The following is an 18,283-nucleotide window of genomic DNA, read 5'->3' on the forward strand; positions in this document are numbered from 1 at the left end:
GATCCCCGAACGAGACCCCTTCTCAAGATAGCAGCGACAACCCGCGCCAGCCTGCTAAACTGCGCGCCAGCCCATCAGCCCAGGACGATACGCATGGCCACGCCTGATAATCCTTTGCTCGATTTTTCGACCCTTCCCCGTTTCGACCTGATCCGCCCCGAACATATCGGGCCGGCAATCGACACCCTGCTTGACGAGGCACGCGCGGCCGTTGCGCGGGCCGAAACCCTGACCGACCCCGACTGGGACAGCTTTGTCGCGCCGCTGGACGACGCCACCGAGCGACTCGGCCGCGCCTGGAACCAGGTCAACCATCTACAGGCCGTGGTCAATACCCCGGCACTGCGCGAAGCCTATAACCAGAATCTGCCCAAACTGAGCCAGTTCTCGACCGAAGTCGGCCAAAACCTGGCGCTGTTTGCCCAATACAAGAAGATCGCTGCCAGCCCGCAATACCAGGACCTGAGCCGGGCGCAGAAGAAGATCATCGAAAATGCCCTGCGCGACTTCCGCCTGAGCGGCGCCGAACTCGATGAAGCCGGCAAGCGCCGCTTTGCCGCGATCAGCGAAGAGCTGGCCAGCCTGAGCGCCAAATACGAACAGAATGTGCTCGATGCGACCGACGCCTTTGTCCACTACGTCGAGGATGAGGCCGAACTGGCCGGCGTGCCCGACGATGTCAAAGCCGCCTGCCGCGCGGCAGCGGAAGCCGAAGGTCGCAGCGGCTTCAAGCTGACGCTGCATATGCCGTGCTATCTGCCGCTGCTTCAGTACGGCGAGAACCGTGCCCTGCGCGAGCGGCTGTATCACGCCTATGTCACCCGGGCCTCCGAATTCGGCCCGGCCGAGCGCGATAACAGCAGCCTGATCGAACGGATACTGACGCTGCGCACCGAACTGGCCGGCCTGCTGGGCTATCCGGGCTATGGCGATTATTCGCTCGCCACCAAGATGGCCGAGAGCCCGGCCCAGGTGCTCGAGTTCCTGCGCGATCTGGGTCGCCGCGCCAAGCCGTTTGCGGCGCGCGACCGGGCCGAACTGGAAGCGTTCGCCCGCGAACAGCTCGGGCTGCACGATCTGTCGTCGTGGGATGTGCCGTTTGTGTCGGAAAAGCTCAAGGAAGCGCGTTACAGCTTCTCCGAGCAGGAAGTCAAAGCCCATTTCACTGAACCGGTGGTGCTGGCCGGTCTGTTTGGCGTGATCGAAAAGCTGTTCGGCGTGCGTGCCGAAGCCGACGAAGCGCCGTTGTGGCATCCCGATGCCCGTTTCTACCGGTTGACCGACCGTGAAGGCCGGCTGGTCGGCCAGTTCTATCTGGACCTCTACGCCCGCCCCAACAAGCGCGGCGGTGCCTGGATGGACGACTGCCGTAACCGGCGCCGCCGTGGCTCGGGCCAGCAGACCCCGCTGGTCTATCTGACCTGCAACTTCGGCCGCGGCAGCGAAAGCCGCCCGGCCACCTTCAGCCACGACGAGGTCATCACCCTGTTCCATGAGTTCGGCCATGGTTTGCATCAACTGCTGACCGAAGTCGATGAGCTGGGCGTGGCCGGCATCAACGGCGTCGAATGGGACGCGGTCGAGCTGCCGAGCCAGTTCATGGAGAACTTCTGCTGGGAGTGGGAAGTGGTGTCGGGCATGAGCGCCCATATCGACACCGGTGAGCCGCTGCCGCGTGAGCTGTTCGACCGGATGCTGGCGGCCAAGAACTTCCTGAGCGGTATGCAGACCGTGCGTCAGCTCGAATTCGGCCTGTTCGACATGGAGCTGCACAGCCGCTTCCTGCCCGGCCGCGACCGCGTGCTCGATCTGTTGCAGCGCGTGCGCGACGAGGTGGCGGTCAACCGGCCGCCTGCCTACGACCGCTTGCCTTGCGCCTTTACCCATATCTTCTCGGGTGGCTATGCCGCGGGCTATTTCAGCTACAAATGGGCCGAAGTGCTGTCGGCCGATGCCTATGGCGCGTTTGAAGAGCGTGGTGGCATCGACAGCGAGACGGGTGAGCGTTTCCGCCGAGAAATCCTGGCCGTCGGCGGCAGCCGGCCGGCGCTCGAATCGTTCCGGGCCTTCCGTGGGCGCGAACCGAGCCTGGAAGCCCTGCTGCGTCATAACGGCATGGTGGCCGAGCCGGCTTGATGGTGGCGCCTGGGCCGGTCGGTTTGATGCTCCCGGCATGAACCGACCGGCCTAAGCAGTTGTTTTCCCGCAGCAAAGCCGCAGGCGTTACAATCGGCGCGGTCTTTTTCGCCAAACCGTTTCCCGCCATGATGAAGTTTCTACCGGCGCCGCTGCGCGGCGTGATCGCTTCTTTGCTGCTGGGCGCCAATACCCTGCTGTGCGCGGCGGCTATCCTGCCCTCAGCCTTGCTTAAGCTGTTGATTCCCTTCAAGCCGGTACGCAAGCAGGTCGACCGCTGGCTCAACTGGCTGGCCGAGAGCTGGATCGTGCTCAACGGCGTCTGGATTCGCCTGATGCAGCAAGGCCAGCAGTGGCAGATCGACGGGCTGGAGCGGCTGCGCTATCAGGGCTGGTATCTGGTCAACAGCAATCACCAAAGTTGGGTCGATATCTTTGTGTTGCAAAAGGTCCTCAACCGGCGCATTCCGTTTCTGAAATTCTTCCTGAAGCGCGAGCTGATCTTCGTGCCGGTGATCGGGCTGGCCTGGTGGGCGCTCGATTTCCCGTTTATGCGGCGCTATTCCGAGTCCTATCTGAAAAAACACCCCGAGCGGCGCGGCCAGGATCAACGCACTACCCGGGCTGCCTGCGAGAAGTTCAAGCTGGTGCCGACTTCGGTGATCAACTTCCTCGAAGGCACCCGCTTCACTCCGATCAAGCATCGCGCCCAGCAGTCACCCTACCGTCATCTGCTGCGGCCCAAGGCCGGCGGCATTGCGCTCGCGCTCAATGCGATGGGCGAGCGGTTCCAGTCGCTGCTCGACGTCACCATCTTCTATCCCGACGGGGTGCCCAGCTTCTGGGAATTCCTCTGCGGCAAGGTGCGCCGGGTGGTGGTGCATATCCATGAGGCGCCGATTCCGCGCCATCTGATCAACGGCGATTACGGTGGCGACCCGGCATTCCGTGCCCAGGTGCAGAACTGGGTCCACGAGCTGTGGCTGGCCAAGGATCAGCGTCTTGAAGGCCTGCGCCGTCAGTTCGGTCTGCCTGCGGTCACGCAACCCGAGGCAGCCATGGCCTAAATTACTGTGCGCACGGCCGGCGCTGTCCGGCCGACGCCCTGTCAACACGTCAGGAGGAACAAGAAGATGAGTCTTACCAGTCTGCTCTGCGGTTGTTTCGGTCGGGGCAGTAATCAGAACCATGACGCCACCCTGGTGGCCGGAGTACAGGTGCCCGGTGCCAGCCTGGGCGCCCGCGAAATCTGCCACGATTTCGCCTATCGCTATATCGCCACCCGAAATGGTCTGCCGCTGGGCAATGAGGGTTTGGGTCAGCGGGCCTTGGCGGTGTTGTGGAACAACCAGCCGCGCGGCGGCCAGCCGGCCCGGGTAAATGGCGAGATCAGAACCCGCTCAGGCGATCTGATCTCATTCTGGGATGAGCGTGGTCAGCTGCAACACTCGCTGATTGCCGAAGGTCCGGATACCTGGTTCGGCGCCAACAATACCGGCTGCTTTGCTGTTCAGGGCGGTCGTACCCGGATCGACCGGGTCAGTGCCCGTATTCATGGGGAAGCTGGCCATGAGGACAACAATGTCTGCGGCTGGGTCGGCACCGGTAATCAGTGGCGGCATGCCATGTCGGGTGCAATCATGACCGTGACCTTCCGCTCCAGCGCCGAGGGCCTTTTCCTGTAAGCCTGGCTTGCAGAAAAAATTAAGCCCTTCTTCTGCTAGGTATAGTGCGCATATAGACGATTTATGCAATATATGCGCCTACTTCTCTTCCCAGGGCCGGACTGCTTCCGGCCCATCTCCATCTCCATCCGCTTTATCCCACCAGCCCGTGTGCAGTTTCCCTTGGTCTGTCCAAGCGATGATGACCGTTCAATGGCGCTTATTTAAGGTCGTGGACGGGCGGGAAGCCGTGCTTCGTCACGGTGTCCGCGATCGTTTCGAGTTCGACCTGGACATCGACTGAACCTTCAAGCGGACTCCCTGCAGGGCGAGCTACATCTGGCGAAACAGATGGGAAAAGGCCCGGCTGACCATCAACAGTTCCGGCCGCGCCTTGAGCTTGAGGCTGACCTTGCCGGAGAAGTCGCGCCGGGCCTCTTCGATGGCACTCACATTGACCACGGTGGCGCGGTGGACTTGCCAGAAACGTTGTGGATCGAGCTGTTCCAACAATTCCTTGAGCGGGGTGCGGATTAGGTATTCGCCGGTGCCGGTAACGACCGAAGTGTATTTGTCGGACGCCTGGAAATAGCACACATCGTCCACGGCGATCAGTTTGACGTCGTGGCCGTTGCCGGCGCGTATCCAGCTGAGCCGGGCCGGGGTGCCGGGGCGGTTGGGCGACAGGGCCTGGCGTAGCTGTTCGAGCAGATCGCCCGCCAAGGCCGGCTGGCCGCTGCCCAGCCGGTCCTTGAGCTTCTGGATCGTGCGGCTTAGCCGCTCATCGCTATAGGGCTTGAGCAGATAGTCGACCGCATCGCGCTCGAAGGCTGCCACGGCGTATTGATCGTAGGCGGTGACAAAGACGCAGTGGCAGTTCTGGGCGGCGCCGGCGACTTCGAGACCCGACAGGCCAGGCATCTTGATATCGAGAAAGGCGACGGTCGGCTCGTGTTCATGGAGCGCCGCCACGGCTTCGAGGCCGTTGCGGGCGACGGCGACGATCTGTAGCTCCGGCCATAGCGCTTGCAGACGTTGGCGCAGATATTCGGCCAGATGGGGTTCGTCGTCGGCGATCAGGGCGGTGAGAGCGGTCATGGGCGGAGCGGAATCTCAAGGGTAACGGTGACGCCGTCGCACGCTTCGAGGGTGAAGCGGGCGTCGTCGCCATAGAGGGTGAGCAGGCGGGCGCGCACATTGGCCAGCCCCACGCCGTCGCCGCTGCTGGCGCCCAGGCCCAGGCCATCGTCGCTGACCCGGATCGACAGCCGCTCGCCAGCGCGGCGGAACGCCACGCTTACCGTGCCGCCTTCGACTTTGGGCTCGAGGCCATGACGCACGGCGTTTTCGACCAGCGGCTGTAGCAGCATCGGGGCAAGTTCCAGTGTCTCCAGCTCGGGCGGACAGTCGATCGCAAAGCGCAGCCGTTCGCCCATGCGGATTTGCAGAATCGACAGATAGGCCGACAACAACTGCACTTCCTGCGCCACCGTGCCGTGGGCGTCGCGGCTGCGGGTCAGGGAGGCGCGCAGATAGTCGTTGAAATGGCCCAGCATCCGTTTGGCTTCGGGCGGCGACAGGTCGATCAGGCTTTGCACATTGGCCAGCGTATTGAACAGGAAATGCGGCTCGATCTGCGCTTGCAGCATCTTGAGCTGGGTTTCGACCAGCATCTTCTCCTGCTCGGCGTTTTTGGCCCGTTCGGCGTGATAGGCCATTTCCATCCGGCGGTTGCGGTCGCGGGCCAGAAACAGGGCGCTGACCACCCCAGCAATGATGACCAGCACGCCAAAGGTGCGCGCCACGATATCGGGATAGCGCCGCAACAGCGTGGCCAGTTCGCCTTCATGGGCTCGCAGCAGCAGATTGACCGCCACCCCGAGCACCGCTCCGATCAGGGCCGACAGGAAATACAGATAAGGCAGCAGCCGCGGCGAAGGATGGAGCCAGGCGGTGGCGGCACGGGTGACGGCCAATACCGATAGACCAGTGGTGGCAGTGGTCAGCAAGGTGCGGACAAACGAGGAGCCCGGCACCAGCAGGGTCAGAAACAGCGCCACCAGGCCGCAGACCGCCAGCACCAGCGCAGGCTGGTGCCACCAGTTGTGATCGGCAGCAGGAAGAGGACGCGGGGTCATGGCCTTAGGCTAGGCGAATTCGGGCCGCTCGGCATCGGGTCTTGGCGCCGGAGCGGGCGGCGGCGTGGGGGCCGGTTCGCTCTGGTTGACGGGTACGAGACGGGGGCCGGTCGGTCGTTGGCCCAGCAACATGGGAGTGAACATGGCGAAGGCTCCGTAAACGGCCGGCGGCGCCGGCTCGACGGGGGCCACGATAAAGAAGCCCGTCTGCGCCCGTCAGTCCGATGCGACGAAGCGTCAAGCACAATGAATAAAGCGTGCCGGATCGCGATGAACGGCAGACGCTCACATCCGCTTGGGGCGGAACTGGCCGGTATCGGCATAGAAGTCGGCATCCTGTTGGGGCCACCAGCCCGGGATGCCCAATAAGGGCAATGGTGGCAAGGCACCGGGCTGGGTCAGGGAATCATCGTCACAGCGCGCCGCCAGCGCTTGATCGACCCAGTCGAGCCGCTCGACGGTCGGGCGGCCGAAGTGGGTGGGTGAGACTTCCAGCAAGGCACATTTGCCGACAATGCCGCGAAACGGCGCCAGGGCCTTTTCGCTCAGGGCATGACCCAATACCCATACCTCGATCTGCCGGCCCCAATCGGCCCGCCGGCGCTGGAACAGCGTGGCCCACTGATGGTCGCGCAAGGCCGCCAGCAGCGTCGGGTCGCTTGCCACGACCGCCACGCCCGACTCATCGAACAGGGTCGCCGCATCGCGGGCCCGACTGCGCCGTCCTGGCGGGTCGTGCGCCAGATGACGCCAATGCAGCGCATTGAGCGCGGCCTTGCTGCGGGGAAATGCCAGCCAGGCCAGCGCATTGAAGGCGTCATGCCAATTGTCTGGCCGGGTCGCCACCCGGCCCGTGCGCCAGATCCGCTCCTCATACGCAAGGCCATCGTCGGGAGCCGGCGCAAAACACAGCGGCTGCGCGCTGACCGTGCAGTGTCCTGCACTGGCCGCCGCCCAGTCGGCGGCAGCCGGAAAACGCGACCAGCCCAGCCTGTCCAGTGTCGGTCGCAAGGCGGCAAACCACGGAGATTCGGCAAACAAGGACGAGGGCCAATCAGGCGGCACGGCAAGGCTCCGGGAAAAAGTGCGGCAATTTAGAACAAATGCACGTTTTTGAACAGGGTGGAGGGAATAAATAAGGCCCCAATATGTAGTCGAAAAAAGATTGGGTACAAATAACCGCCGCTATAGAATCGCTCCGCTCGGTGTCGATCTGCGACGCCGATAATATAAAACCAGCGAAAGGGGAAATTCGATGGCCAAGCGGTTCCATTATTTATTGCTGAGTGCTGTACTGGGGTTTGCCGCAGTCGCTCAAGCCGCCGATGAAGTCAAATTGCTGCGCGCCCGCAGCGTTATCAGCAGCAAATACGGCTTTGTTCACCAGAACGCCACTTTCGATGTGAAAGTGCGCAATCTCGGTTACGACAAGCAAGTGGTGCTGCATTATCGCGAACCCGATGGCGCCTGGCAGCAGACCAAGCTGCGCTATTCCCATCCGACCGGCCCCGATAGCGAGGTATGGCTGGGTCATGTGGCCCGGCTCGACCAGCGCAACGGCCAGCCGATGTCACCCGCTTCGCTGGAATTCTCGATTTCCTACCAGGTCAATGGCGTCGAATTCCGCGACGACAACCATAGTCGCAATTACCGGATCGACAGTAATGAAGGCGAATTATTGTTCGATCGGGTGGTTTATAACAGCGGCTATGGTCCGGTATTGACCAATTTCTACGGCAATACGCTTTACGGCAATGTGGTGCTGAAGAATATCGCGCCGGAAAAATCGGTTCAGGTGGTTTATTCGGTCGATAATTGGCAAACCGTCAAGCTGGCCAATGCCAATTATTCGCCGTATTTCTGGACCGGCTGGTATAGCTGGCTGCCCAATCCCTCTCCGGCCGGTTTTGAGGTGTGGAATTATGAACTCGATATCGGCGATGCCAATCGGGTCGATTATGCGATCCGCTATGGGGTGGCGGGGCAGGAGTATTGGGACAACAACGGCGGACGGAATTATCGGGTTGAGATCATGCGCTGAAATCAAGGTGGAGGCGGATAATTTACTTTTTTGTTTGTATCCGACTCTGTATCTGGCAGACGGTTTGCCTGATATTTGATTTTCCAATGAAAACGCCGCGCTACGGTTTACCGGGCGCGGCGTTTTTCTGGGTGGCCGTCGGGACGGCCAGCCACTTACTTCAGGGCAGCGAGGGCAGCCTCGTAATCGGGCTCTTCCTTGATTTCACTGACCAGCTGGCTGTGGATCACCTGGTTGTCGGCATCGAGCACCACCACGGCACGGGCGGCGACACCGGCGAGCGGGCCGCTCTTGATGGCCACGCCGTAGTCCTTGAGGAATTCACGGCCACGCATGGTGGACAGCATCGTCACCTTGTCGAGCCCTTCGGCGCCGCAGAAGCGTTTCTGGGCAAACGGCAGGTCGGCCGAGATGCACAGCACGGCGGTGTTGTCGAGCTTGCTGGCCTCGCTATTGAAACGGCGGGTCGAGGTGGCGCAGACCGGGGTGTCGACCGAGGGGAAGATATTGAGGATCTTGCGCTGGCCGGCAAAGCTGTCGAGCTTCACATCGGCGAGGTCGATACCGACCAGGGTAAACGCGGGGGCTTTGCTGCCGGCCTTGAGGAAATCGCCATCGATATCGACGGGGTTGCCGCCCAGGGTCACGGTGGTTGCCATCTGGTTGTTCTCTCTTTGGGATGTTGGAAAAATCCGCCGCCCATCAAGTCGGCGGCGGAAGCAGGACTTCGGCCATTCTGTCGTAGGCGGGCTCGCCGTTGACGTCCTGGACCAGCTCGGCGTAGAGCACCACATCGTTGGTGTCGAGGGCGATCAACGCGGTGGCCATCATGCCTGACAGCGGCACATCGGTGATCATTACGCCATAGTCTTTATGGAAATCGCGCCCGCGTAAGGTGGAGAGCATCCGCACATGGCGAAAGCCTTCCAACGTCATCACCCGGCCCAGCGCATAGGGGGTGTCAACGGAAATCACGAAGCACAGGGTATTGTCGAAGCTGCCGGCGATGCTTTCGAGGCGACGGGCGATTTTAAGACCGATTTCGGCGTCGACGCTCGGTACCACGGCCAGAATCTTGCGGCGGCCGACAAACTTGGACAGCGGCACGTCGGCGAGATGGGTATCGACCAGCATAAAACTATGAGCAATATCGCCGACGCGCGGGAAATGGCCGCCCACGCCGATCGGCTCGCCGTTCAGGAGCACGGTGGCCATGGCTGTTCATCCTCTGCTGTAAAAGACCGTTCCAGTATCGATGCCGACCCTGGTGAAAGCAAGCAAGCCTGCCGGACCCTCAGCGTGATTGCGGATAGAACCAGGTCAGCAGATAACCACTCGATTTCTGTTCGCCCACATCGAGCCGCAGAAACACCCGCAGTTCGCCATTGGCCGCCACGCCCGGCGGCAGCGGAGCGGGCGAGCCGTCGGCCAGCGGCGCCAGATAGTCGCGCGGGCTGAAGACTTTTCTCGACACGATCCGTTCCTGCTCATCGGTCAGGGTCAGCTCAAGCAGCGGCAGCGCCTGCTCGAACGGTGCCTGGTTGCGCAAGGTGGCGTTGAGTTGGATCAGTTCGGGGTGTTCGGGCAGGAAATTGAGTTCCGACCACTCGGTGCGCAGATACTGCGCCCGCGCCGGCTGCTCGACCACACAGTCGAGCTTGGCACAGAACTGCTCCAGCTGCGGCCGCAGGCCAGGCAGTTGCACCGCCAGTTCGACCCGGTAGTGATAGATAAGCTGTCCGGCCAGCCCCAGGCCCGCCAGGGCAATCGGGATCGACCACAGCCAGCGCCACGGCGAGCGCTGGACCGGACCACGGATCAGCACCTCGTCTTCCGCCGTCAGGATCGGGTGATAACCCTCATGCTCGGCCGTTTCACTCGCCGGAGCCGGCGGCCACGGATCATCGGAGGCCGGAGCGGCCTCGTCGGTCGGCTGATCCGGCTCCTTGGGCACATCGATCACGATCTCTTCGACCGCTTGCTCGTCGAGATCGAACGATGGCGGTGGCGGTGGTGGGGGTTCCGGCGGCGGCGATACCACATGGCCGGTGTCGATATTGAGTTCCAGCAGCGGCTCGCGCTTGATCTGGCGGCCTTCGCGCTTGGCGAGGGTCTCGGCCAGCTTTTGCAGGCTCTGCTGGGCCGGGGTGGGGTTGGTCGGGACGGTTTCGCTGGCAGCCGGGGCAGCAGCAACGGTCTCGGGTGCCGTTTCGGGTGCGGCTTCCGGGCGCGGCTTGCTACGGCGCTGGCTGGGTTCGGCCGCGATCACGGTCATCGGGCCATTGTCCAGGGTCTCGCCGACGAAGTGGTCGCGCGCATCGAACACAAAGGCGCAACGACCGCACCGTACCTTGCCGCCAAAGGCGCTCAGGTGCGAGTCGGTCAGACGGAAACTGGTGCGGCAGTTGGGACAGCGCGTCACATGGTACATAGGCCGCGATTGTAGAGCCTGTTCGGCCCGATTTCAGCAGTTTTCACCGGATTTGCACGAGTTATCAAGGACGCGGCGGCCAAGCGGCGTGTTGCAGCACGATGCGATAGCCGTCCGGGTCGAGATAGGTCAGCCCTTGTTGCGCCCAATACGGATTGTGCGGCGCCACCGGCTCACGCCCCGCTGCGGTCAATCGCGCCACAGCCTGTTGCCAGATGGCTTCTTCGGGCAGATAGAACACCAGCAGATGCTCAGGACTCGGCGCGCCACCGGCCGCAACACCATGCTGGCGGGTGAATTCGAAATGGTAGGGCAGGTCGGGGTGCCCCAGCATCACGCCATCAAAACCGGCATGGTCGAAGAATTCACCGATCAGTGCAAAGCCAAGCAGATCACGGTAAAAGGCCACCATCTGGTCGAGCCGGTCGGTGGGGCGGGCGATGCGGAGATGTGCGTACATGGGCAGGACTCCGGATAGCGGTTTGAAGTGGGAAACCAGGCTGCAACAAGCGAGCTTGGTCGAGAGGATAGCGACGCTCAGGTGAATCCTTGGTTAGGAGCTGACAGTGAGATCCCGCGGTCGTTCTCAAGGGACATCACAATAAAAAAACGGTCCAGCTTGAGGATTGGACCGTTTTTCACTGGCGAAGCAGTCAGCCTAGCGCCGCACACCTGCCAGACGCACCCACCCTTCACGGCTGCCCGAGACGGTCAGTTCGAACCATTGGGCATAGATGGCGATCACTTCATGGGCTTGTTCGGCCAGGATGCCCGACAGCACCAGCCGGCCGCCGCTGCGGCAGCGCGAGGCCAATAGCGGGGCCAGCATCTTGAGCGGATTGGTCAGGATATTGGCCACCACCACGTCGTACACCGCCTCAGGCGCGGCATCGGGCAGATAGAAGGCGGCTTCGACATGGTTCTGTTCAGCGTTCTGCGGACTGGCGATCATGGCCTGCGGATCGACATCGACGCCATCGACCCGACCGGCCCCCAGCAGTTTGGCAGCAATGGCCAGAATGCCCGAGCCACAGCCATAGTCGAGCACGCTTTCGCCGCCCTTGAGTTGTTCATCGAGCCATTGCAGGCACAGCCAGGTGGTCGGATGGCTGCCGGTGCCAAAGGCAAGCCCCGGGTCCAGGGCGATATTGATGGCGTCGGGCGTGGCTTCGTGCCAGGTCGGGGTGATCCACAGGCGTTCGGATACCTGGATCGGGTCGAATTGCGACTGGGTGGCACGTACCCAATCCTGCTCGGCCACGGTGTTGATGCGGTAGGACGGGGTGGCGATCTGCAAACGGCCGGCGGCGGCCGCGGCCATCAGGTCGGCATCGTGATCGGCTTCAAGCAGGGCCAGCACGACGCTGCGTTCCCATAGTTGTTCGACCGGCTCGCCCGGTTCGCCGAAGATGGGCCGTTCTTCCTCTGTACCGGCGGCGGCGTCTTCAATGCTGACGCTAAGCGCACCCAGCTCGAATAGCGCGTCGGACAGCGCTTCGGCATGGCGGGAATCGGTTTCGATGCGGAGTTCTTGCCAGGGCATGGTGAGACGGCTTCTGTGCGAAAACCGCCATTGTAAGCGACGGGAGGGAGAGGCTGGATATATAAATCCATTTGTAAAGAAATATGAATTTTAATTGCAAGATTGATGGCGAAAAATCTGAGTTTCTTATAAAAACAAGAAATAATTTCTAGCCGGGCGCAGCTGGTGTTCCCTCGACGCCACCGCCAATCTTCCGCTCCATCCTCCCCCCAGCAGACCAACCGTCCAACCGCTTGCCCGACCGGGCTGCCACATCGGTTTCCAGCCAGACGAGGCAGGCTATAAAGAGGGGTGACAAGTCAGCCGAGCTGGCAGCTTCGGCTGGTCCCGATCCACGATCCTTGCAGGAGCCACCAATGCGTAAAGCACTGTTTGCCTCGGTATTGCTAGCCATGACGGCGGCGCAGGCTACGGAAAATCTGCCGGCTTACAACGTCTATCAAGCCCCGCCGTTTGTGGTCGGTTCGGGGGGGCTGGTGGCAGATGTGGTGACTTACTTCAACGACAAGCTCAAGGGGCAGTATCAGTTCAAGCTGGAGACGATGCCGCGAGAGCGGCTGAATCAGACCGTGATCAACAATCCAGGCTTCAAGGGCGTGGTATTGCTGCTGAGCCCGCCGTTTGTGGGCGATCAGGAACGCAAGAAATACCTGTGGTCGGCCAGCGTTCTGGATGATGCCAATGCGGTGATTTCCAGCCCGGCCAAACCGATTGAATACACCGGGCCCGATTCGCTGAAAGGGCTATCGTTCGGCGGGGTGCTGGGCAATCGCTACATGGGGCTGGAGGAGCGCTTCGGCAAGGATATTCAGCGCTCGGATGTATCGAGCGAACTGGCCAATCTGGAGAAGGTGGCCAACGGGCGGATCGATGTCACATTGATGGCGCATTCAATCTATCGCTATCTGTCGCGCCAGCATAACCTGACCAGCAAATTGCATCTGTCATCCAAGCCCCATGCCAATTTCAGCCGCCATATATTCGCGGCCAAAGGTGAGGAAAAACTAATCGCTGTCTTGGACCAGGTGATTGCAGCCAGCAAGCAAGACCCGGCTTGGACGGCTTTGCTGGCTAAATATAATCTGGGGAATTGATGGGTGAGATATAAAGATTTGTGCAAACAATCTGCTAATTGTGGAGCACTCATAATTTAAAAATGCATGAAAAGCGTCTCCAAGACAGAAAAACGCAAAATGCCTTGGCCATCAAGCGGTGTGACACACCGTTTGCGGCCGGTCTCACTGCGGTTTCCAACGGACACACTGATGGATGACGAACGGCGGCCTTGAGTTGGCTGCTTGGTGATAGGGGCCATTTGGACGCAGGCTTGGACGTGAATGGCTCGATGGTAAATACCGTCAAAACAAAACGGCGCCCTGGGGCGCCGTTGCTGTTTGAGCTGAGCGGATCGTTCAGCCGTTTTTGCGCTGAGCCAGTCGTTTTTCCAGATAGTGGATCGACGTTCCACCCTTCACGAAAGCCGGGTCGGCAAATAGCTCCTGATGAAGCGGGATATTGGTCGAGATGCCTTCGATCACCATTTCGGACAGTGCCACCCGCATTCGCGCCAGGGCCTGGTCGCGCGTATCGCCATAAGCGATGACCTTGCCGATCATCGAGTCGTAATTGGGCGGCACGAAATAGCCCTGGTAGATATGCGAATCGACCCGGATGCCGGGGCCGCCGGGTGGATGGTAAGTGGCGATCCGGCCGGGGCTGGGGACGAATTTGAAGGGGTCTTCGGCATTGATCCGGCACTCGATGGCGTGCCCCTTGAGATGGATGTCCTTCTGACTGAAGCGCAGTTTTTCGCCCGAAGCGACGCGGATCTGTTCCTGCACGATATCGATGCCGGTGATCTGCTCGGTCACCGGGTGTTCGACCTGAACCCGGGTATTCATCTCGATAAAGTAGAACTCACCGTTTTCAAACAGGAATTCGAATGTCCCGGCGCCGCGATAGCCGATCTGGCGGCAGGCTTCGGCGCACGATTCGCCGACTTTCTTGCGCTGTTTTTCGGTAATGCCGGGAGCGGGGGCTTCTTCGATCACTTTCTGGTGGCGGCGCTGCATCGAGCAGTCGCGCTCGCCCAGATAGACCGCGTTGCCGTATTCGTCGGCCATGACCTGGATTTCGATATGGCGCGGGTTTTCGAGGAATTTCTCCATATAGACGGTCGGGTTGCCGAACGCCGTGCCGGCCTCGGCCCGGGTCATTTCGACCGATTTGAGCAGTTCCTCTTCCGAGCGCACTACCCGCATACCGCGACCGCCGCCGCCGCCGGCGGCCTTGATGATGACCGGATAGCCGACCTTGCGGCCGATCTTGAGGATTTCCTCGGGGTCTTCGGGCAGGGCGCCGTCGGAACCGGGCACGCAGGGCACGCCGGCGGCCTTCATGGCGTCCTTGGCGCTGACCTTGTCGCCCATCAGGCGGATCGAGGCCGGGCGCGGGCCGATAAAGACAAAGCCCGACTGCTCGACCCGTTCGGCGAAATCGGCGTTTTCGCTCAGAAAGCCATAGCCCGGATGGATCGCCTGGGCGTCGGTGACTTCAGCGGCCGAGATAATGGCCGGGATATTCAGATAAGACAGCGCCGACGGCGCCGGGCCGATACAGACCGACTCGTCGGCCAGCTTGACGTATTTGGCTTCGCGATCGACCTCGGAATGGACCACCACGGTCTTGATGCCCATCTCGCGGCAGGCGCGCTGGATGCGCAGAGCGATTTCGCCACGGTTGGCGATGAGGATTTTTTCAAACATACGCGGAACATCCCCTTAAGAGATAAAGGGGGAAGAGGGACGGGCGGGGCGCGGCGGGGCGGCGCGCCCCGGCTTCCCCCTGTGCCGCTTCCCGGTCGTCGTTCGGTCAAGCGATGACGAACAGCGGCTCGCCGTATTCGACCGGCGAGCCGTTGTCGACCAGGATGGCCTTGATCACGCCGGATTTCTCGGCTTCGATCTCGTTGAGCAGCTTCATCGCTTCGATGATGCACAGACGGTCGCCCACATTGACGCTCTGGCCGACTTCGACGAAGGGTTTGGCGCCCGGGCTCGGTGCGCGGTAGAAGGTGCCGACCATCGGCGATTTGATCACCTCGCCCTCGGGCAGACCGCTCGGCGCGCTGGCCGTGGCCGGTGCGGCGGCAGCCGGGGCCGCCTGGGGCAGCGAGACCTGCTGGAGCGGCGCCTGCGGCGCGTACATGATCGGCGCGTTCTGCGAGACCCGGGTGATGCGCACCCGTTCTTCGCCCTCGGTCACTTCGATCTCGGCAATGCCAGATTCCTCGACCAGGTCGATCAATTTCTTCAGCTTGCGCAAATCCATGCGTGTTCCCTTTGAGCGCCGCCACGCTGGGCGCGGCGGCTGGTAATCAGGTTATCCCGGATGGGATGCCTACCCCTGTGTGGCCAGATGTCGCAGCGCGTGTTCCAGCGCAAATTCATAGCCGCGCGCGCCCAGTCCGCAGATCACGCCGACGGCGAGATCGGAAAAGTAGGAGTGGTGGCGGAACGGTTCGCGGGCATGGACATTGGACAAGTGCACCTCGATAAAGGGCAGCTTGACCGCAGCCAGGGCGTCGCGCAGGGCGACGCTGGTATGGGTGAAGGCGGCCGGGTTGATGACGATGAAGCCGGTGCCGTCATCGAAGCTGGCGTGTATCCGCTCGATCAGTTCGGCTTCACTATTGCTTTGGAAGGTGGCGCAGCGGTAGCCGGCGGCGGCCGCCCGCTCGATCAGACGGTTGTCGATGGCGGCCAGGGTGTCTGCACCGTAGTATTGCGGTTCGCGCCGGCCCAGCATATTCAGGTTGGGACCGTGCAATACCAGAATACTGCGATGCTGTCCTGTTTGAGTTGGCGTGTCGGGCTGCGTCATAGGCGGCGAGTTTGCCGCAGATGGCGACAAATTGTCTAGAATTCAACGCAAATTCGGTCAAACGGCCGTTTGAAAGCGCTGGTGCCTCGGCAAGGAAGAACTAAGCCCTGCGGTGCGATCAGCCACTCCGCCGTTCGTCGCCGCAGCCGGGGAAGTCGATATAATCGGCGCCATTTTCCCCTTGTGCCTTGCCATGCGTCTGTCCGACTTCGACTATCACCTGCCTGAACACCTGATCGCCCAGTTTCCCCCCGCTGAGCGTGGTGGCAGCCGACTGCTCCATCTTCCTGCCGAGGGCGAACCGCTCGACCGGCACTTTGTCGATCTGCCGCAATTGCTGCGTCAGGGCGATCTGCTGGTTCTCAACGATACCCTGGTGCTCAAGGCGCGGCTGTTTGGCAGCAAGGCCAGCGGCGGCCAGGTCGAAGCGCTGATCGAGCGGGTGCTGTCGCAGCATGAGGCGCTGGCGATGCTGCGGACCAGTAAATCGCCCAAACCAGGGGGGCAGCTATGCTTTGGTGGGCGCTGGCAGGCCGAAGTGCTGGGGCGCGAAGGGGAATTTTTCCTGTTGCGCTTTGCCGATCCGGTGCTGGACGTGCTCGACGCCGCCGGCGAATTGCCCCTGCCGCCTTATATCACCCATCGGCCCGACGGTGAGGACGCCCGCCGCTACCAGACCGTCTATGCCCGTGAGGCCGGGGCGGTGGCGGCGCCGACTGCCGGGCTGCATTTCACCGAAGGGCTGTTGGCCCAGTTGGCCGCGCAGGGCGTGAATACTGCCCGGTTGACGCTCCATGTCGGGGCCGGCACTTTCCAGCCGGTACGGGTCGAAGCCTTAAGCGAGCATCGAATGCATCGCGAACGCTATCTGATTCCGCCCGAAACCATCGAAGCGATCCGCGCCACCCGCGCCGCTGGCGGTCGGGTAGTGGCGGTCGGGACGACCTCGATGCGGGCACTGGAGTCGGCTTGCCGGCATGGTGACTTTGCCGAGCCAAGCGGGGACACCGATATTTTCATTACGCCCGGTTTCACCTTCCGTGCGGTCGATGCCCTGATCACCAACTTCCATCTGCCGAAATCGACGTTATTGATGCTGGTATCCGCTTTTGCCGGCTACGAGCGCATCATGGCGGCCTATCAACATGCCATTGCGCACCAATACCGCTTCTTCAGCTATGGCGACGCGATGCTGTTGGAGCGTCCTGGCGCCTGACTCATCAGGCGCCGGCGGGTATAGCGTGGGACTTGCAATCACTGTAGAGGGGTAGATAATTCTTTCATGTCTTTGTCATCGTCTTCCTCTCTCCCCCGGGTCGCGTTCGTGCCGCACAACGAGCGCGGCCGCGACTTTATCGTCGGCGACCTCCATGGTTGCCGGCGCGATCTTGAAGTGTTGTTGCTGGCGGCAGGTTTCAATCCCACCAAGGGCGACCGCCTGTTTTCGACCGGCGACCTGATCGACCGCGGCCCCGATTCGCTGGGCTGTCTCAAGTTGCTCAAGCAGTCGTGGTTCTATGCCGTACTGGGCAATCACGAGCAGATGCTGATCAATGCCGTGGAAAGCGGCGACGACGAGGCCGTTGCGCTGTCGGTTGCCAACGGCGGTGGTTGGGCGCTTGGCATGCTGCTCAAGCAAGACCCGGAATTGCAGACCTACGCCCGGGTGCTCAAGCAACTCCCCCATGTGCTCGCGGTCGGGCCGGGTACGCCGCAGCGCTACAACATCGTCCACGCCGCCCTGTTGCGCTCGCCGGTGGGGCTGTCGCTCTATACCGATGCCGAGATCGACGCCAAACTGGTCGAAGCCGACGCCTATGCCGTCGAGCGCCTGATCTGGAGCCGCACCCTGGCCGAACAGGCCGGCCAGGCCGCTTTGCAGCGGCAGGGCCCGACCTGGCGGGCCGGCTTGTCGCTGACCTACTGCGGCCATAATCCCGTGCCGCATCCGGTGGTGTACGAATCGCACTGCCATATCGATACGGGTGCGGGCTACGAAGGCAATGTCGACGTCGGCCGCGAAGACAGCGGCGTGGCGATGCGACTGACCGTGGCAGAACACAATGGCGGCAATCCGGTGTTCTATACCCGTTGATTGCAAGCGGCAGCCAAGCAAGAAGCCATGCTTAAAACGCATGGCTTTTTTATTTGAAATCCAATCTGTATCTGGTATAGCTATCGAGTGCTATACGATCTGCGCATAGCTTTCTCCGCCACTTCCGCGGCTGTCTCACTGCGTTGTCCTGTTTCCCCCTCTTTCCTTTGTCCCCGCAACCAGACAACTGCTCGGTTAGTCCTTGTTCTGTAAGGAAAGACCGGCTCATTAGGTTTTTTGCTCGAAAAAATTGTCTGGTTTTTCCTAAACAATCGTACGACCAGTGCAGACCTATTCCTCGGTAAGGGGAGGCGTCCCATGTCGGGACGACCCCAGGGCGAAGTAGCGCCCTG

19 protein-coding genes are annotated in these 18,283 nt (G+C 61.6%); 7 read left to right on the forward strand and 12 right to left on the reverse strand.

The features are described from left to right. The first annotated feature begins 93 nt into the window (after positions 1 to 93). From ACFOW7_RS18045 to ACFOW7_RS18055, 3 genes are all read left to right on the forward strand, one after another. Positions 94 to 2,136: a M3 family metallopeptidase gene (locus ACFOW7_RS18045; protein WP_378166961.1), complete on the forward strand. Its 2,043-nt coding sequence runs from the start codon at positions 94 to 96 to the stop codon at positions 2,134 to 2,136. Positions 2,137 to 2,264: 128 nt separating this feature from the next. Beyond that, positions 2,265 to 3,203 (forward strand): acyltransferase, encoded by a 939-nt coding sequence (locus ACFOW7_RS18050; protein WP_378166965.1) that lies wholly within the window; start codon positions 2,265 to 2,267, stop codon positions 3,201 to 3,203. Between the two features lie 66 nt (positions 3,204 to 3,269). Then, positions 3,270 to 3,821 carry a hypothetical protein gene (locus tag ACFOW7_RS18055; protein WP_378166967.1) on the forward strand — a complete coding sequence of 184 codons (552 nt, stop codon included), beginning with the start codon at positions 3,270 to 3,272 and terminating at the stop codon, positions 3,819 to 3,821. 312 nt (positions 3,822 to 4,133) lie between these two features. Here ACFOW7_RS18055 and ACFOW7_RS18060 read toward each other — a convergent pair whose 3' ends face one another. The 4 genes from ACFOW7_RS18060 to ACFOW7_RS18075 form a co-directional block, all read right to left on the reverse strand. Continuing rightward, entirely contained in the window at positions 4,134 to 4,898 is a 765-nt protein-coding gene (locus ACFOW7_RS18060; RefSeq protein ID WP_378166969.1) for a LytR/AlgR family response regulator transcription factor, read from the reverse strand. Then, a complete protein-coding gene (locus ACFOW7_RS18065) occupies positions 4,895 to 5,938 on the reverse strand; it encodes a sensor histidine kinase (RefSeq protein WP_378166971.1) in 1,044 nt (347 codons plus the stop codon). The genes ACFOW7_RS18060 and ACFOW7_RS18065 overlap by 4 nt, the downstream gene beginning before the upstream one ends. A gap of 9 nt (positions 5,939 to 5,947) precedes the next feature. Further along, entirely contained in the window at positions 5,948 to 6,082 is a 135-nt protein-coding gene (locus ACFOW7_RS18070; RefSeq protein ID WP_378166973.1) for a hypothetical protein, read from the reverse strand. 141 nt (positions 6,083 to 6,223) lie between these two features. Then, positions 6,224 to 7,003, reverse strand: a complete 780-nt coding sequence (locus ACFOW7_RS18075) for a DUF3025 domain-containing protein (protein WP_378166975.1) — start codon at positions 7,001 to 7,003, stop codon at positions 6,224 to 6,226. 190 nt (positions 7,004 to 7,193) lie between these two features. Between ACFOW7_RS18075 and ACFOW7_RS18080 the strand changes: the two genes are divergently transcribed. After that, complete coding sequence (locus ACFOW7_RS18080) at positions 7,194 to 7,979, forward strand: hypothetical protein (RefSeq protein WP_378166977.1); 786 nt, start codon at positions 7,194 to 7,196, stop codon at positions 7,977 to 7,979. 155 nt (positions 7,980 to 8,134) lie between these two features. On the opposite strand, the gene tpx (ACFOW7_RS18085) is transcribed toward ACFOW7_RS18080, so the two are convergent. The 5 genes from tpx (ACFOW7_RS18085) to prmA all read right to left on the reverse strand — a co-directional run bounded on the left by tpx (ACFOW7_RS18085) (position 8,135) and on the right by prmA (position 11,953). After that, on the reverse strand, positions 8,135 to 8,638 hold the full coding sequence (tpx, locus tag ACFOW7_RS18085; protein WP_378166979.1) for a thiol peroxidase: 504 nt from the start codon (positions 8,636 to 8,638) through the stop codon (positions 8,135 to 8,137). A 43-nt stretch (positions 8,639 to 8,681) separates the two neighbouring features. Further along, positions 8,682 to 9,194, reverse strand: a complete 513-nt coding sequence (tpx, locus tag ACFOW7_RS18090) for a thiol peroxidase (RefSeq protein ID WP_378166981.1) — start codon at positions 9,192 to 9,194, stop codon at positions 8,682 to 8,684. A gap of 79 nt (positions 9,195 to 9,273) precedes the next feature. Then, positions 9,274 to 10,410, reverse strand: coding sequence for a DUF3426 domain-containing protein (locus ACFOW7_RS18095; RefSeq protein ID WP_378166983.1), 1,137 nt, complete (start codon positions 10,408 to 10,410; stop codon positions 9,274 to 9,276). A 64-nt stretch (positions 10,411 to 10,474) separates the two neighbouring features. Continuing rightward, positions 10,475 to 10,870, reverse strand: coding sequence for a VOC family protein (locus tag ACFOW7_RS18100; protein ID WP_378166985.1), 396 nt, complete (start codon positions 10,868 to 10,870; stop codon positions 10,475 to 10,477). A 198-nt stretch (positions 10,871 to 11,068) separates the two neighbouring features. Further along, the gene (gene prmA, locus ACFOW7_RS18105; RefSeq protein WP_378166987.1) at positions 11,069 to 11,953 is read right to left on the reverse strand and encodes a 50S ribosomal protein L11 methyltransferase; all 885 of its coding nucleotides are present in this window, start codon (positions 11,951 to 11,953) and stop codon (positions 11,069 to 11,071) included. A 356-nt stretch (positions 11,954 to 12,309) separates the two neighbouring features. Here prmA and ACFOW7_RS18110 point away from each other — a divergent pair, with 356 nt between their 5' ends. Then, a complete protein-coding gene (locus ACFOW7_RS18110; RefSeq protein ID WP_378166989.1) occupies positions 12,310 to 13,047 on the forward strand; it encodes a substrate-binding periplasmic protein in 738 nt (245 codons plus the stop codon). Between the two features lie 318 nt (positions 13,048 to 13,365). Here the strand turns inward: ACFOW7_RS18110 and accC are convergent, their stop codons facing one another. The 3 genes from accC to aroQ all read right to left on the reverse strand — a co-directional run bounded on the left by accC (position 13,366) and on the right by aroQ (position 15,835). Next, positions 13,366 to 14,718, reverse strand: a complete 1,353-nt coding sequence (gene accC / locus ACFOW7_RS18115) for an acetyl-CoA carboxylase biotin carboxylase subunit (RefSeq protein ID WP_378166991.1) — start codon at positions 14,716 to 14,718, stop codon at positions 13,366 to 13,368. A 106-nt stretch (positions 14,719 to 14,824) separates the two neighbouring features. After that, the gene (gene accB, locus ACFOW7_RS18120; protein WP_378166993.1) at positions 14,825 to 15,283 is read right to left on the reverse strand and encodes an acetyl-CoA carboxylase biotin carboxyl carrier protein; all 459 of its coding nucleotides are present in this window, start codon (positions 15,281 to 15,283) and stop codon (positions 14,825 to 14,827) included. A 69-nt stretch (positions 15,284 to 15,352) separates the two neighbouring features. Continuing rightward, a complete protein-coding gene (gene aroQ / locus ACFOW7_RS18125) occupies positions 15,353 to 15,835 on the reverse strand; it encodes a type II 3-dehydroquinate dehydratase (RefSeq protein ID WP_378166995.1) in 483 nt (160 codons plus the stop codon). Positions 15,836 to 16,028: 193 nt separating this feature from the next. Between aroQ and queA the strand changes: the two genes are divergently transcribed. Together queA and ACFOW7_RS18135 are read left to right on the forward strand one after the other, a co-directional pair. Then, entirely contained in the window at positions 16,029 to 17,051 is a 1,023-nt protein-coding gene (gene queA, locus ACFOW7_RS18130; RefSeq protein WP_378166998.1) for a tRNA preQ1(34) S-adenosylmethionine ribosyltransferase-isomerase QueA, read from the forward strand. Positions 17,052 to 17,117: 66 nt separating this feature from the next. Then, positions 17,118 to 17,930 carry a metallophosphoesterase gene (locus ACFOW7_RS18135; protein WP_378167000.1) on the forward strand — a complete coding sequence of 271 codons (813 nt, stop codon included), beginning with the start codon at positions 17,118 to 17,120 and terminating at the stop codon, positions 17,928 to 17,930. The last annotated feature ends 353 nt before the right edge of the window (positions 17,931 to 18,283 follow it).

Source organism: Chitinimonas lacunae (genome assembly GCF_042650885.1).
Taxonomy (GTDB): Bacteria; Pseudomonadota; Gammaproteobacteria; order Burkholderiales; family Chitinimonadaceae; genus Chitinimonas_A; species Chitinimonas_A lacunae.

What these genes read in the sequence shown, in the direction of transcription:
- ACFOW7_RS18045 (WP_378166961.1), top strand. Translation starts at nt 94, where the DNA reads ATGGCCACGCCTGATAATCCTTTGCTCGATTTTTCGACCCTTCCCCGT.
- ACFOW7_RS18050 (WP_378166965.1), top strand. Translation starts at nt 2,265, where the DNA reads ATGATGAAGTTTCTACCGGCGCCGCTGCGCGGCGTGATCGCTTCTTTG.
- ACFOW7_RS18055 (WP_378166967.1), top strand. Translation starts at nt 3,270, where the DNA reads ATGAGTCTTACCAGTCTGCTCTGCGGTTGTTTCGGTCGGGGCAGTAAT.
- ACFOW7_RS18060 (WP_378166969.1), bottom strand. Translation starts at nt 4,898, where the DNA reads ATGACCGCTCTCACCGCCCTGATCGCCGACGACGAACCCCATCTGGCC.
- ACFOW7_RS18065 (WP_378166971.1), bottom strand. Translation starts at nt 5,938, where the DNA reads ATGACCCCGCGTCCTCTTCCTGCTGCCGATCACAACTGGTGGCACCAG.
- ACFOW7_RS18070 (WP_378166973.1), bottom strand. Translation starts at nt 6,082, where the DNA reads ATGTTCACTCCCATGTTGCTGGGCCAACGACCGACCGGCCCCCGTCTC.
- ACFOW7_RS18080 (WP_378166977.1), top strand. Translation starts at nt 7,194, where the DNA reads ATGGCCAAGCGGTTCCATTATTTATTGCTGAGTGCTGTACTGGGGTTT.
- tpx (WP_378166979.1), bottom strand. Translation starts at nt 8,638, where the DNA reads ATGGCAACCACCGTGACCCTGGGCGGCAACCCCGTCGATATCGATGGC.
- tpx (WP_378166981.1), bottom strand. Translation starts at nt 9,194, where the DNA reads ATGGCCACCGTGCTCCTGAACGGCGAGCCGATCGGCGTGGGCGGCCAT.
- ACFOW7_RS18095 (WP_378166983.1), bottom strand. Translation starts at nt 10,410, where the DNA reads ATGTACCATGTGACGCGCTGTCCCAACTGCCGCACCAGTTTCCGTCTG.
- ACFOW7_RS18100 (WP_378166985.1), bottom strand. Translation starts at nt 10,870, where the DNA reads ATGTACGCACATCTCCGCATCGCCCGCCCCACCGACCGGCTCGACCAG.
- prmA (WP_378166987.1), bottom strand. Translation starts at nt 11,953, where the DNA reads ATGCCCTGGCAAGAACTCCGCATCGAAACCGATTCCCGCCATGCCGAA.
- ACFOW7_RS18110 (WP_378166989.1), top strand. Translation starts at nt 12,310, where the DNA reads ATGCGTAAAGCACTGTTTGCCTCGGTATTGCTAGCCATGACGGCGGCG.
- accC (WP_378166991.1), bottom strand. Translation starts at nt 14,718, where the DNA reads ATGTTTGAAAAAATCCTCATCGCCAACCGTGGCGAAATCGCTCTGCGC.
- accB (WP_378166993.1), bottom strand. Translation starts at nt 15,283, where the DNA reads ATGGATTTGCGCAAGCTGAAGAAATTGATCGACCTGGTCGAGGAATCT.
- aroQ (WP_378166995.1), bottom strand. Translation starts at nt 15,835, where the DNA reads ATGACGCAGCCCGACACGCCAACTCAAACAGGACAGCATCGCAGTATT.
- queA (WP_378166998.1), top strand. Translation starts at nt 16,029, where the DNA reads ATGCGTCTGTCCGACTTCGACTATCACCTGCCTGAACACCTGATCGCC.
- ACFOW7_RS18135 (WP_378167000.1), top strand. Translation starts at nt 17,118, where the DNA reads ATGTCTTTGTCATCGTCTTCCTCTCTCCCCCGGGTCGCGTTCGTGCCG.